Origin of the sequence: Lacticaseibacillus thailandensis DSM 22698 = JCM 13996, assembly GCF_001436135.1 — a bacterium.
Classification (GTDB): Bacteria; Bacillota; Bacilli; order Lactobacillales; family Lactobacillaceae; genus Lacticaseibacillus; species Lacticaseibacillus thailandensis.
Genome location: NZ_AYZK01000001.1, coordinates 39,078 through 52,059, shown reverse-complemented (window position 1 = coordinate 52,059; position 12,982 = coordinate 39,078). Strand labels below are relative to the sequence as shown.

At 53.5% G+C, this 12,982-nt stretch carries 14 protein-coding genes and 3 tRNA genes; 6 read left to right on the top strand and 11 right to left on the bottom strand.

Translation table 11 applies throughout. The features are described 5' to 3' along the window. Positions 1-36 precede the first annotated feature (36 nt). Complete coding sequence (locus FD19_RS00260) at positions 37-300, top strand: hypothetical protein (protein WP_054749166.1); 264 nt, start codon at positions 37-39, stop codon at positions 298-300. 15 nt (positions 301-315) lie between these two features. Next, positions 316-546, top strand: a complete 231-nt coding sequence (locus FD19_RS00255; protein WP_054749165.1) for a DUF2922 domain-containing protein — start codon at positions 316-318, stop codon at positions 544-546. Positions 547-615: 69 nt separating this feature from the next. On the opposite strand, the gene FD19_RS00250 is transcribed toward FD19_RS00255, so the two are convergent. From FD19_RS00250 to FD19_RS00215, 8 genes are all read right to left on the bottom strand, one after another. Continuing rightward, on the bottom strand, positions 616-1,320 hold the full coding sequence (locus FD19_RS00250; RefSeq protein WP_056968843.1) for a GntR family transcriptional regulator: 705 nt from the start codon (positions 1,318-1,320) through the stop codon (positions 616-618). An 11-nt stretch (positions 1,321-1,331) separates the two neighbouring features. Continuing rightward, entirely contained in the window at positions 1,332-2,132 is an 801-nt protein-coding gene (gene proC / locus FD19_RS00245) for a pyrroline-5-carboxylate reductase (protein WP_056968842.1), read from the bottom strand. A gap of 197 nt (positions 2,133-2,329) precedes the next feature. Then, positions 2,330-3,568, bottom strand: coding sequence for a C40 family peptidase (locus FD19_RS00240; protein WP_056968841.1), 1,239 nt, complete (start codon positions 3,566-3,568; stop codon positions 2,330-2,332). A 262-nt stretch (positions 3,569-3,830) separates the two neighbouring features. Then, positions 3,831-3,911 (bottom strand) — tRNA-Tyr (locus FD19_RS00235). 128 nt (positions 3,912-4,039) lie between these two features. Further along, the gene (locus FD19_RS00230) at positions 4,040-4,867 is read right to left on the bottom strand and encodes a metallophosphoesterase (protein ID WP_056968840.1); all 828 of its coding nucleotides are present in this window, start codon (positions 4,865-4,867) and stop codon (positions 4,040-4,042) included. 291 nt (positions 4,868-5,158) lie between these two features. Next, positions 5,159-6,634, bottom strand: a complete 1,476-nt coding sequence (locus FD19_RS00225) for a peptide MFS transporter (RefSeq protein WP_054749160.1) — start codon at positions 6,632-6,634, stop codon at positions 5,159-5,161. Positions 6,635-7,333: 699 nt separating this feature from the next. Then, positions 7,334-7,406, bottom strand: a tRNA-Thr gene (locus FD19_RS00220). A 4-nt stretch (positions 7,407-7,410) separates the two neighbouring features. After that, positions 7,411-7,482 (bottom strand) — tRNA-Glu (locus tag FD19_RS00215). 100 nt (positions 7,483-7,582) lie between these two features. Between FD19_RS00215 and FD19_RS00210 the strand changes: the two genes are divergently transcribed. After that, positions 7,583-8,230 (top strand): NAD(P)H-binding protein, encoded by a 648-nt coding sequence (locus FD19_RS00210; RefSeq protein WP_056968839.1) that lies wholly within the window; start codon positions 7,583-7,585, stop codon positions 8,228-8,230. An 88-nt stretch (positions 8,231-8,318) separates the two neighbouring features. Further along, entirely contained in the window at positions 8,319-8,690 is a 372-nt protein-coding gene (locus tag FD19_RS00205) for a CvfD/Ygs/GSP13 family RNA-binding post-transcriptional regulator (RefSeq protein WP_056968838.1), read from the top strand. A gap of 69 nt (positions 8,691-8,759) precedes the next feature. Here FD19_RS00205 and FD19_RS00200 read toward each other — a convergent pair whose 3' ends face one another. Beyond that, positions 8,760-9,353, bottom strand: coding sequence for a peptidylprolyl isomerase (locus FD19_RS00200; protein ID WP_056968837.1), 594 nt, complete (start codon positions 9,351-9,353; stop codon positions 8,760-8,762). Positions 9,354-9,581: 228 nt separating this feature from the next. On the opposite strand from FD19_RS00200, the gene FD19_RS00195 reads away from it, so the two are divergent. Together FD19_RS00195 and FD19_RS00190 are read left to right on the top strand one after the other, a co-directional pair. Then, positions 9,582-10,637, top strand: a complete 1,056-nt coding sequence (locus tag FD19_RS00195) for an NAD(P)/FAD-dependent oxidoreductase (RefSeq protein ID WP_056968836.1) — start codon at positions 9,582-9,584, stop codon at positions 10,635-10,637. Between the two features lie 113 nt (positions 10,638-10,750). Then, the gene (locus FD19_RS00190) at positions 10,751-11,398 is read left to right on the top strand and encodes a VTT domain-containing protein (protein WP_054749158.1); all 648 of its coding nucleotides are present in this window, start codon (positions 10,751-10,753) and stop codon (positions 11,396-11,398) included. A gap of 66 nt (positions 11,399-11,464) precedes the next feature. Here the strand turns inward: FD19_RS00190 and FD19_RS00185 are convergent, their stop codons facing one another. Beyond that, a complete protein-coding gene (locus FD19_RS00185; RefSeq protein WP_054749157.1) occupies positions 11,465-11,731 on the bottom strand; it encodes a hypothetical protein in 267 nt (88 codons plus the stop codon). Between the two features lie 18 nt (positions 11,732-11,749). Beyond that, the gene (locus tag FD19_RS00180) at positions 11,750-12,904 is read right to left on the bottom strand and encodes a DUF4097 family beta strand repeat-containing protein (protein ID WP_054749156.1); all 1,155 of its coding nucleotides are present in this window, start codon (positions 12,902-12,904) and stop codon (positions 11,750-11,752) included. Positions 12,905-12,982 lie beyond the last annotated feature (78 nt).

Here is a 12,982-nt window from a genome sequence, read left to right as displayed (position 1 = left end):
TTAGCCCCCGTTACTAACAACAAAGGAGTACCAAACATGCCACAAACTTTTAGTAATGCGAGCGTGACTTTCACGTTCACCAACCCCCAGGACGCTGAAGCCAAACCCATTAGCCATCGTATCGACTACCTGGCCGAGAACGCCGACACGGCTGCACTCAGCACGCTAGGCACCGCCTTTGCCACGCTGTACCCCGACCTGGATTTAACCGATATCAGCACCACCGTCGAATCCGCCATTACCGCGGACGCCCCTGCCACCCAAGGCGATGACCAAACCACCGACCAGCCCACCCAATAACAGGAGGAATAATGCATGCGTAGTCTATCGTTAACCTTTAAAACCGCGGCCAACAAGACCAAGACGTTGCGGTTGTCCGCTTACTCCGGTGACCTCACCCCGGACGTTGCCCAGAAGTTCATGACCGCCCTGATTGACGCCGATCAGTTTTACCGGGACGGGGTCAAGCAGTATGCCACCCCCGTCTCCGCCCGCATGATTGACACCACCAGTCAGGATATCTGGACTGCTGACGCTACTGCCTAACCGGTCACGCACCAAATAGAACAGGAACGCCCTGACCAACTGGTCAGGGCGTTTTTGGCGTTTGCTGTATTACTTACGGTCCAAAACGAACTCAAACCGACTGCCAACATACTGGGTCCGCACGTATTCAAACGGGCGCCCATCCGCCAGAAATGATACCTGGCGTAAACGCAGGATAGCATCCCCACGCTTAACGTCTAGATACTTAGCAATGCGCTCGCTAGCGACAACCGCGGACACTTTCTGTTGGGCCCCGCCCAACTTGTAGCCGCCTTTGGCTTCTAAGACGTGGTATAAAGACCGCGTAATTTCCGATTTGTTGAAGTTCTGCACCAGGTCGACCGGCACGGCCGCGACCTCAAAACAAATGGGGACCTCGTCGCCGTACCGTACCCGTTCCATACGGAGAACTTGCTGCCCATCCTGTAGGTGTAACTGTTCAACTTCCGACAGTGACGGGTTAGTGATGTGATAACTGACCGTCCGGCTGGAGGGACGCTTGCCCTGGGCCAACATAATGTCAGTAAATCCGGTGACACCGCTCATCCGCTCCTGCACCTTCTGACTGGCAACAAACGTGCCCGCCCCCACACGCCGCTCGAGGATACCCTCGTCGACTAGGGTCTGCACGGCCTGTCGCAAAGTCATCCGGGAAACCGAAAACGTGACGGCTAATTCCCGCTCGGCGGGAATCCGGTCGCCAACCTGCCAACGACCATTTTCAATGTCTTTTTTGATCCGGTTATGAATCTGAATATAAACTGGTGACTGCATTACCTAAACTCCTATTCGCCTTTGTCCATCGCAATCGTTGCATCCAAACCCGCCACAACGGCGTTCTGGAAGCCCGCTGCCTGCATGGCCAGCATGCCGCGAATAGTGGTGCCGCCAGGGCTGGCTACCGCGTCCGCCAAATCTGCTGGTGATGCATCACGATTCAAGACCAGCTGGGCACTACCAGCAACCGCCTGTGCGGCGATTTGGACCGCCACTTTTTTACTCAGGCCGTACTTTACGCCCACACTGGCCATCGCGTCAATAAACTGGTACACAAAGGCTGGTGATGATCCCGCCAGGCCCACGAAGGTCGCAAAATCGGCCTCTGGCAAAGCGACGGTGCCGCCAATCTGTGCGAGTAGCCCAATCACCGCCTTAGTCTGGTCATCCACGCTGGCAGCCGCATTAGGTGCGTACGCCGTCATGCCCGCAGCGATCGCTACGTTCAGGTTCGGCATGATCCGCAAAATTGGTTGACTAGCCGTGAGGTGCGCCCCTAGCGCGGCTAGGTCAAACCCTGAAACCATAGAAACTAAGTATGCCGGCCTGCTGGCAAACGTGCCACTGATTTCCGTCAAAACGTCAGGCGTGATCTGCGGTTTAACTGCGAGAAAAACCACGTCGCTGTCGGCCACTACGGTCGCGTTATCAGGCGCGATATGCGCGCCAATCTTGTCTGCGTACGCCTGATAATGTTCAAGGTGTCCGCTATGTACGTGTAGGTCGGTGCCTGCCACCGCCTTGGTAGCTAACAAACCATCAATAATTGCGCGGGCCATGTTACCCACGCCTATAAACCCAATCTGCATATTGCAATTCCTCCCACCCAGGCAACCATGCCTAGACCAATTATTCTTAGATTAGCGAAAACCCACCCCGCTGTCAACGCTCGGTGCACCGATTGCAATGATTCACACCACCACACTGATACGCATATGCCGACCATACCAAAAAGGGTACACTTTCGCGAAGAAAGCGTACCCTTTGCGTACGTAACGTACAGAAATTACATGTTAACGTGAACACCAAAGCTTGGCTGGAAGTAACTGCTGATCGTCTGAATCTTAACGACATCACCAGTTTGCGGCGCAGCAATGTACTGGTTGTTGCCAATGTAAATGGCATCATGGTAAGTAGCACCAGCGGCACCCCAGAAGACGATGTCCCCTGGCTGTAACTGACTAAGTGATACCCGCGTACCGGCACCTTCCTGGGCAACAGTGTAACTGCCGACGTTGATACCAGCACCATGTTCAAAGGCGTAGTAAACCAGGCCAGAGCAGTCAAAGCCTGCTGGTGACTTGCCACCCCAAACGTATGGTACACCCAATTCCTGCTCGGCCACGTTGATCACAGCCTGAACCTTAGCAGCACGACTAGAAGAACTGGTCGTAGTTGCTGTTGTGGTAGCCGTGGTCGTTGCCGCAGTCTGCTTTGCAGCCGTGCTGGTCGGTGCGGCAGAAGAAGCAGCGGAACTAGTAGCTACCTGGGTAGTAGCGGCGCTGCTAGTGGCAGCAGAAGATGGCGTCGTCGCAGCAGCCTGACTAGCTGCAGCTGATGAAGCGGCAGCGGAGCTGGCAGCAGCGACGGATGCGGCAGCAGAACCTGCCGCGGCGCTAGAAGCCGCTGCACTAGAAGCAGTGGCGGATGAAGCTACCACATCGTTAGTTGTAGCGCTACTTGGCGTGGCGCTGCTTGGTGCAGCACTACTGGTAACCGCAGAAGCCGCACTGCTTGGCGCAACACTAGTCGCACTAGAAGCAGCACTGCTGGTCGCGGAGCTAGCGGAACTAGCCGCCGTACTCGTAGCAGCCAGTTGCAATTGCTGACCCACCAAAATGAAGTTCGGATTGCTAATGTGGTTAGCTGCGACCAACTGCGCAACACTCACACCATTAGCCCGTGCAATGGCGGACAAAGTATCCCCGGCTTTAACCGTATATGTACCTTTAGCTGCCGTGTCCGTCACGGTTGTTGCGGCTGACGCCAACTGTAATGACTGTCCCGTAAGGATGAAGTTAGGGTTAGCAATCTTGTTCGCATCGGCCAACTTCTTCACCGTGGTGTGCTGACTAGCCGCAATTTGGCCCAGGGTGTCACCACTCTTGACCGTGTACGTTTTGTCAGTGGCAGCGGAAACGTGCTCGGTCTTACCAACGTTGGCGGCACCAAAGGCAGTGAGACCCAGTGCGCTAAGGGTGGCAACTGAGAGCAAGTTCTTCTTGACGCTGTGACTTTTTGTCATAAATTATGTCCTCCTAGATACTTGTACAACTTTTAAAAAACAATATTTACTCTTTAACGATTATGGCCATCATAACGCGGCCAGGTTACAGCAATGTTACAGACCCCCGGGCGAAAAATTACACTAACGTCACATGTTTCTAAACATTGTTGCAACTGTGATAGTTTCATGACGCCGTCACCTTCTTAACGACGCGGTCAAGCCGCGGCACAGGGGCCGAAAGCGCCGATACATGGTCGCGTACCGGCGCTCAACGTCGTCATGGGGGATCTAGGATTCGAACCTAGGAACCCGAAGGAACGGTTTTACAGACCGTCGCGTTTAGCCACTTCGCTAATCCCCCAAACATCTATGCAACTAACAAATTAACAACTTAACAAGGAACAAAAACATTCTAACGAATTCCTTAAGGCAGTGTCAACGCCAATACGCATTTTTGTGGCCGCACCAGGCAATCTTAACCTTTAGCCCCTACAAATCAATCACTGTGAGCGTATTACGCCACTCGGTCATAAAATATGGCGATGTCCATTCAGCACGACGCTGCGTTCCGTAGCCTACTGGGCAGTGATAAAAGGTAGTTGTCCCCACCGTGCGGGGTTGATCCCGGCGGTGCCAGTGCCCATAAGCGGCCGCGTCCACATGAAACTCTTGCAACAAGTCGCCCATACGCTGGCTCCCTAACATCGCGGCCAACTTGGCCCCGCGGGGATCCTGTAACATGGCCGGTGGTAACAGCTGCACTTCGGGCACAAAGTGACTCACAAACAGAATCTTTTGGCCGGTGTGGGCATGAGCCCGTAGGAAAATACGCATGTATTCCAACTCCCGCTGCATGCGCTCCTGGTCACTGCCGGGTTGGTCAATGGTGCTGTCGACCCAAAATGCCTTTTTCCAGTGCCAGTAGTAATCCGGGTTGTCCGTAGCGGTAGTCCCCACGAAGCTGTAGTCATACCAACCATTGTTCCCCACGATGACCGTTTCTGGAGACGCGGGCGGGACAAAGGACCGCTCGTGCAGGTAGAGTGGATCCTGCAGTCCCTGAATAGTGGCATAATTTGCCCCGCGCAGCATGTCATGGTTCCCCGCCAAAAAACGCACGTCAGTGCTGGGGCCCAAGACCTCCTGTAAAGCATGAAAATATTTTCGCGTTTTCCGAAAATCGTTGTATGTATCACCCGTATTCACGTATAAAGCTACGCCAAGCTCACGTAAATACCGCGCCTGGGGACCCAAGATGTCTTCAGCGTTGACGTGATTAATATCAAGATGGTTGTCAGAACTAATCGCGATACGCACGCGCCTCACCCTACCCTAATCAATAATTGCTCACGGAAGTAATTATACGCTTTCACAAACCCAATATTAAACGTTTGGTCAAAGCCGTGCCACCCTTATCCAACGCCACAATCACGTGAGCACAGCAGACCAATAGCGAATGCCCTCAACGTTATCGAACACCGCCAGCCAGTAGCTGTGTCCAATCATCTCCTGATATCCGTCGGCCAAAAAAATCGGGCATCCACGTGTGGATGCCCGACCAGACTAACTTTGCGTTAAGTTGACCAATTGATTACTAACCAGTTGTGCCTAGTTGACCCCGGCCATTAACCGCTCAACCCGCGGCGTGATGAACAACAAGAGAACCGCCAACACGATTGAGGCAATCCCGATACCGGCAAAGTACCAGAATTCGGTGTGCCCCGTGTACAGCTTTACGACTTGCGCGTTAATTGCCTGGGCGGCTGAATCGGCCAAGAACCACATACTCATCATCTGTGACTTGAAGGCTTTCGGCGCTAACTTAGTCGTCACGGACAAGCCAACCGGTGAAATCAGCATTTCGGCGATTTCGACGATGGCCCAAGACAGCACCAACCACAACGGTGATACCCGCACGTGGGTCCCGAACAAACCGACAGGCAGCATCATCGCAAAGTAGCTCAGGCCAGCAAAGACCAGCCCATACACGTACTTTTTCGGGCTGCTGGGCTGCTTTTTACCCATGTGCACCCACAACCAAGCAAAGAACGGCGTGTACAGCACGATGAACAGCGGGTTCAGGCTCTGGAACCAGCTAGCCGGAATATGAAAGCCACCCAGCGTCAGTTGGGTCTGGTTCTGGGCAAATAGTGCCAAGACCGTGGAACCCTGTTCCTCAATGGCCCAGAAGAAGACAGCCGCGATGAACAACGGAATGTACGAAACCACCCGGGAACGTTCAACCTTCGTCACCTTAGGGCTACGGATGATGGTGATAAAGTACCAAATAGGAATCAGGATGGCAATCAGCGTGATCAGGTTGACCACCCCGTTACCAGTCAGCGTCCCCGTCAGTCCCATGACGACAAGAATGACAACCAGCGCTACCACGATACCCACAATTTTCCACACTAGTGGCCGCATTTCTGCACGCGTGATCGGGTCGGGTGCTTGAAAGTCTTCTTTGTTAAGATACTTGTTACCATCAATAATGTAGATGATCAGGCCCAAGAACATCCCAAAGGCCGCAATGGAAAAGCCCAAGTGGTAATTAACTTCCTGTCCGAGCCAACCGACTATGATCGGTGAGAGGAAGCTCCCCAGGTTGATCCCCATGACCAGCAGGCTAAAACCACTATCACGGCGCATATCGTCCTTGCTATAGAGGCCACCGACCATTTCGGAAATGTTGGGTTTCAACATCCCCGTCCCGATCACGATCAGGATAATGGCGATGATCAGCGCCGGTACCCCCGCGGGCACCGCCAGGGCAATGTGCCCAAACATGATGAAAATACCACCAATGAACACGGTCCGATGGCCACCCCAAATGCGGTCAGCCACAAAGCCACCCAGTACACTACTCATGTACACCAGGGAGCCATAGATCGACACAATGGAAGCGGCCAGAACGGCGTTCATGGCTAAACCGCCGTGTTCCAAAGAAGCAATCATGTAGTACAGCAGGATGGCACGCATCCCGTAATAACTGAATCGTTCCCAGAATTCGGTAAATGTTAGCGTGGCCAAGCCACGCGGTTGACCAAAGAAAGCATGGTCAACATCTCGCTTGCTTTTGCTCAAGGTGTGATTCCTCCAATACTTAGTGCTCCGGCTGCAGCCGGCTTTAAATTCAGATAGCGAATGAAAACATTTTATACTCTTATAAAAATGCACACAAATAAATATTACATCTTACAGTGTTTTAGGAGAGCACCGTGAGTTAGTGATGAAATTGGGTTAAATTAACGTTAGCTAAGTGTTAATGGCTAGCGACATTTACATTGCGTAGTTATGTATATTCAATGTATAGAATAACTGGCACATGCCGGCACACGGGCGATACCTGGTCGTGCGTCTAGCATGGGCGAACAATTGCTAACGAGTGGTAAACACGTAATCCCAATGACAGTGGTCTCACTATATTAAGTACCCTCCGCTCCCTGCTCATAAACGCTCATTGGCTGCTCACCTGACGAGCTGTGCGGACCCGTCGTCACCATTTGCCCTGAAACTTGCTCCGGAGTTTGCTATTAACTATCCACTACCCGGCACTACGTCACGACCGATCAGTACCACTCGGAAAGGCACAATGAATCATGAACGCCGACTCAAACCGCACGCATCCAGTAAAGTTTCGCTCCACTTAGTCTTCATGCTTTTTTGGTATCAATTTGGTATCAGTTGCTTTGAATTGGGGGTAATTGAGGGTAAAACAAAAAGGGCAAAACGCTGTTAAATCAGCCTTTTGCCCTTCAATGTAACTGAGGAAAACTCCCAAAATGCCATCTACTGGAATCGAACCAGCGACCTTCTCTTTACGAGGGAGATGCTCTACCGACTGAGCTAAGATGGCATCATGACCCGTACGGGATTTGAACCCATGTTACCGCCGTGAAAGGGCGGTGTCTTAACCACTTGACCAACGGGCCATCTAAGCAACAAAATAGATTATACGGGGTCGTTGCGCAGTTGTCCAGCCCCCTAACCCACATTTTGGTCAAAAAGTTTCTCGAAGGGAGATTCATTACTATGCGTATTGCTATTATTGGTGCCACCGGTCACGCTGGTACCGCACTAGTCCACGAGGCCGAACGTCGCGGCCACGAGGTCACTGGGTTCGTCCGTCACCCGGAACGGGCCACCGTCCTGGGTGACAACACTAACGCCCGGATTGTCAAAGCTGACGCCTTTACCCTCATGGCACCGGTACTTACCCGTTTTGACGTGATTATCGACGCCTTTAGCACCAGCCCTGACCACGCCTATCTGCACGTCGACCTGGCTACACACTTAGTGGCGCAGCTACGGAACATCACCACCACGCGGGTCGCCTTTATTTTGGGTGCTGGTAGTCTGCAGCATCCTGACGGCGGGACCGTGCTCAACCGCATGGAACAAAATCCGGAGCTCGCGGGGATCATCAACACGCCACGCCAGCAAGCTGCCGAGTTGGACTTCTTGCGTCACGTCGACAATGTTGATTGGGTCGGAATTTCCCCCGCCATGACCTTTGAGCCAGGGCCGGCCACTAAGTACGTAGCGGGCAAGGATACTTTGCTCGTCGACACTCAGGGCCGGTCCCACCTGACTACTGGTAACTTAGCCCTAGCCCTCATGGATGAAATTGAACACCCGCAACACCAGCAGGCCCGGTTTACCGCCCGTGATGATGCTTAACCCAAAGATTTTATCAGGTGATGACTATGCTTTTACTACCGTTGTAGGTTATACTGATACGGAATAATCAGGAAATGAAGTGTAACCTATGGACTATCGAATTGGCGATATCGTCACGGGTAAGGTTACCGGTATTCAAGCGTACGGCGTATTTATTGCGCTCGACCCACACACACAGGGACTGATCCACATTTCCGAATGTCGCCACGGCTTCGTGAAGGGCCTGGATGACATGTTTCACATTGGTGAACAACTAGAAGTCATTATTCTAGACATCGATGAGTACAGCGGTAAGATCAGCCTGTCGCTGCGCGCATTACAAAATCCGGGCCCGCTCAGCGAGCACCGGCGCCGTAAACATTACTGGACTAGTCGGAAGGTGCACAACGGGTTTAAGCCCATTGACGACCGGCTGGATGGTTGGGTGCGTGAAGCGCTCCGCCACCTCGACCAGCAATAATTTCCGGGCACCAACCCGTACAAAAAGCCACCGCGTAATTGCGGTGGCTTTTCTCGTGTATGGCAACCATTAATCGGCCCTAATGATGTCCACGCGGTCCAAAGTGACATCTTCCAGTGGTTTATCCGCGTTGTTAGTCTTGACGGCAGCAATGCTGTCAATCACACCCATGCCGGTCATCACCTGACCAAAGACGGTGTGGTGGTGATCCAACCACGGCGTCCCACCTTCCTGAAGGTAGCGCTGTGCAATATCTTCCGGATAGCCAGCCGCCCGCATCTGGCTGGCAAACTGCTGGTCCAGGTGCTGGTTCTGGACGATAAAGAATTGGCTGCCGTTGGTGTTGGGCCCGGCATTAGCCATTGACAACGCCCCACGAATGTTGAAGAGTTCATTACTAAACTCATCTGCAAACGGTGCACCGTACACACTTTCACCGCCCATACCGGTACCGGTTGGGTCACCACCCTGCACCATAAAATCAGGAATCACCCAGTGAAAAATCAATCCGTTGTAGTAGCCCTGGTCGGCCAACTGCGTGAAGTTCGCCACCGTTTTAGGTGCTTGCTCAGGAAAAAGTGCAATGCGCACCACCCCGAAGTTAGTGGTCATTTCTGCAATGGGTCCCTGATAATTGTCTAAGTTTAATTGTGGTAGAGTCATTTAAAAATATCCCCCTGCTTTCCCGGTTGGCTGTGTGCCGCACCGTTGCCCGTTAATCATACCCGAAAACTGTGTTTCACACTAGTCCACAGTACCATGGGTCGTAAGTTGGGGTGGCTGGTGGACAAGCGTCACGCGTACAGCGCCACAATCACTGCATTGGGATAAACCGAAAGTTGGCATGAGGCAATGAGAGTGTGTAAACTGGTCAGGTATATAGAAAGGAAAATGCTCATGTTACATCAATACGAGATCACCATTGTGGGTGGCGGCCCCGCCGGTATGTTTGCAGCCTTCTACGCCGGCATGCGCGGCGCGGACGTCCTGCTGGTGGAAAGTACCGCCGCCTTGGGTGGCCAACCCGCAACCCAATACCCGCAAAAAATGATTTATGATATCGCTGGTATCGACGGGGTCAACGGCGTCGCCCTCACTCAGCGGCTGGCCCAACAAATGGACCACTTCCAGCCCGAGATTCGCCTGGATACCCGCGTCGACAGCATCAACCCAGCCACCGGGACCGACCTTGTCGTCGACTGGCTCCAAGTGGATGCCAATACTCCCGCGGCCAAAGCCAATCCGCATGGATACATTCTCCAGACTAACCAGGGATCAATTGCTACCCAGACCGTCCTCATCGCGACTGGTGGGGGGGCGTTTGCTCCTCGACGGCTGGCCGTTGACTACCCCACCGAGTGGGACGGCCAGCGCGTTATCTACACCGTCCGTGATGTGGCGGCACTCACCGGCCAAACCCTTGCCATTGCTGGCGGCGGTGACTCGGCCATTGACTGGGCCTTGACCCTCGTGGACCGGGCACAGGATGTCCACCTCATCCACCGGCGGCAACAATTTCGCGGTCTGGAAAGCAGCGTGGCACAACTTAAACAAAGTCGCGTCCACATCCACACACCGTTTGTCATTGATGGCCTGAGCCTGACCGCTAATGACCAACTGGCCGTTGATCTGCGTCCAGTACACGGAGACGAGCATGAACACCTTGTCGTCGACCGCCTACTGGTTAACTACGGCTTTGCCAGTGACAACAAGCAGCTGCGGCGGTGGGAGCTGGCCTTAGACCACAACCTGGTAACGGTGGACCGCCTTTACCAAACTTCTCGGCCCGGTATCTTTGCCATCGGTGACGTGGTCACGTACCCAGGCAAAGTGAAGCTGATTGCCAACGCCTTTGGGGAAGCTCCTATTGCTGTGGATGCCGCACTACGGACCATCCACCCAGATTTGCGCCAACCGCCGCACTCTGCTGCTGTCATTGGCAAGTAAGTACCACTTAGGCGCCGTTTACGGCCACCTGCCGCGCTCTTACCAAAACTTAACCACTTAGTCCCCATATTTCGTGTACAATCAGACGGTAGTACCAATTCTGGGAGGAAAAAATGTCAACCTTAATCGATTTCGTGCTCCACATTGATGCCCACTTGGTGAACATCGTCAACCAATTCGGTGGTTGGACGTACGGTATCCTGTTCGTCATCATCTTTATCGAAACGGGCGCCATCATCCTACCATTTCTACCGGGGGACTCGTTGCTCTTCGCCGCAAGCGCACTCGCCGCCAATTCGGTCTACCACCTGAATATTTGGTTGTTCGTGTTCCTGTTCCTCGCCGCTTGCCTGCTGGGTGATTCCGTCAACTTCCACGTTGCCAAGCGTCTGGGCCGGGCAGCCGTACACAGCAAGTTCTTCGGGCGGTTCATCAATGAGGAGAAATTGCACGAAGCCGAGGGGCTCTTCGACCGCATGGGTGGTTTCACCATTACCATTGCGCGGTTCATGCCGATTATTCGGACCTTCATCCCCTTTGTTGCGGGGAGCTCCACCATGGCCTACCGGCGTTTCCTGCCGTACAACTTCCTCGGCGGCGCTGCTTGGGTGGCCTTGTGTTGTGCCGCCGGCTTTTGGTTTGGCAACTACCCTATTGTTAAGGAACATTTCAGCTTGGTGGTTATCGGCATCATCGTGGTGTCACTCATACCCATGGTCATCTCGGCCATCAAGGGCGCTCGGCGTAAAGCCACCAACTAATTTATGCCGCAATAATAATGACCCTGAGTAATCCGCATAGTTGCAGATTGCTCAGGGTCATTTTAATTAGTGATCATCATCGTTGAGGTTGTGCACTTCACGGCGTGGAGCCTTGTCGTAGTAATCATCACGCCAATTACCACCACCGCGCGGACCACCTCCATGGCGGTGCCCACCACTGATGCTCGTGATCAGCCATACGATCAGCACGATCACTAGTAACGGTAGCCCAATAAACTCGACCAGGAACCAGGCAACACTGGCAAACAGGCTGAGAATAGCCGCCACCACGACAAAGATAATAATTGCTGCAAGACAGCCGATAATTGGCATGAACCTTTTTCCTCCACTTTAATTATCAAACAATAATATATCGCCCGCACCGGTTGTTAAAGTCAACCGACCCGACTTTTCCCCCGACCGATTTAACTCTACCTGATGGGCCTGCTGGGCGTCCGGCACCCCGTGGGCCTGCACGACCACGTGTCCAAACTTAGTCTGTAGGTTACCACTCAAGGCCGCAGTTCGGGGCAAGCTTACGGATACGTTACCGTTGACCGAAGCACCCACGATAGTTTCGGCAGCCGCGTGCAAGTCGGCCCGGGCCACCCCGTTGACCGTCTGGAAATGCAACGCGTTCACCGTACCCATGACGGTCAGATCACCATTGACAGTGCTTAACACCGCATCCTGCGCCCGTAATCCACGCAGGCTGACGTCCCCGTTCACGTTCTCCACTTCAAACATGCTGGCACTGAGCGTATGGGCCCGCAGATTACCGTTTGCTAACTTCACGTAAAAGTCCTGCCCGTGCACATCGTCAAAACCAACGTCACCGTTGAGTACCTGGGTGTCAAAGTGGTCAAAACTGCGCCTAGGGAGCTGTACATCAAGATCGACCGTCAGCCGCTTATCCTCCACACTGAACGTCAGCTGATCGGCATCCGCCCGGATTACACTGTGGTCAAGTAAGGCCCGCACCGGCTCGCTATCACTGCGCCCGTACACCCGTACGTTGGCCGTGATACGAAAACCCGCTTTATTCCAGGTCCGGTAACGCACCGAGCCACTGGCAACGGTTACTGCCACCACACTAGCCGCGCAGTCAGCAAAGTCGAACGTTTTGGTGCCCCGCCGGCTTTGCCCGCCTGGCAACCGCCGCGTCACGTCATGCCAATCCACATTATCAATCACGTTACGGACCGAACGCCGAAATAAGTACCGTAGGGGGCGTTTGCCTACCGTATCGGTATCGGCATCCGTGGAAGTAGTGGCGATATGGTAAGTTTGTTCCGCACGCAGGACCGTTTGCGCATCATGCTGGTGCACTCGCGCCACCTTAGTTTCCGTAGTCAGGCCACGCCGTTGCCAATCAACCATGATGGCACGCCCATTGCGTTCCTTGGGCCCACCCTGGTTAGCAATGTCCTCAAGGAGCGTTAACCCTTCGGCACTCGAAATGACGCCGCGCTTAATCAGGTCAATAATCCGTTCACGCTCGTTCATACGCCTACCCCCAAACTGTACTTGATGTTGGGTTCATTATGCCATGGCATCATGTTGGGCGCATGGGTCCTAAGGCCG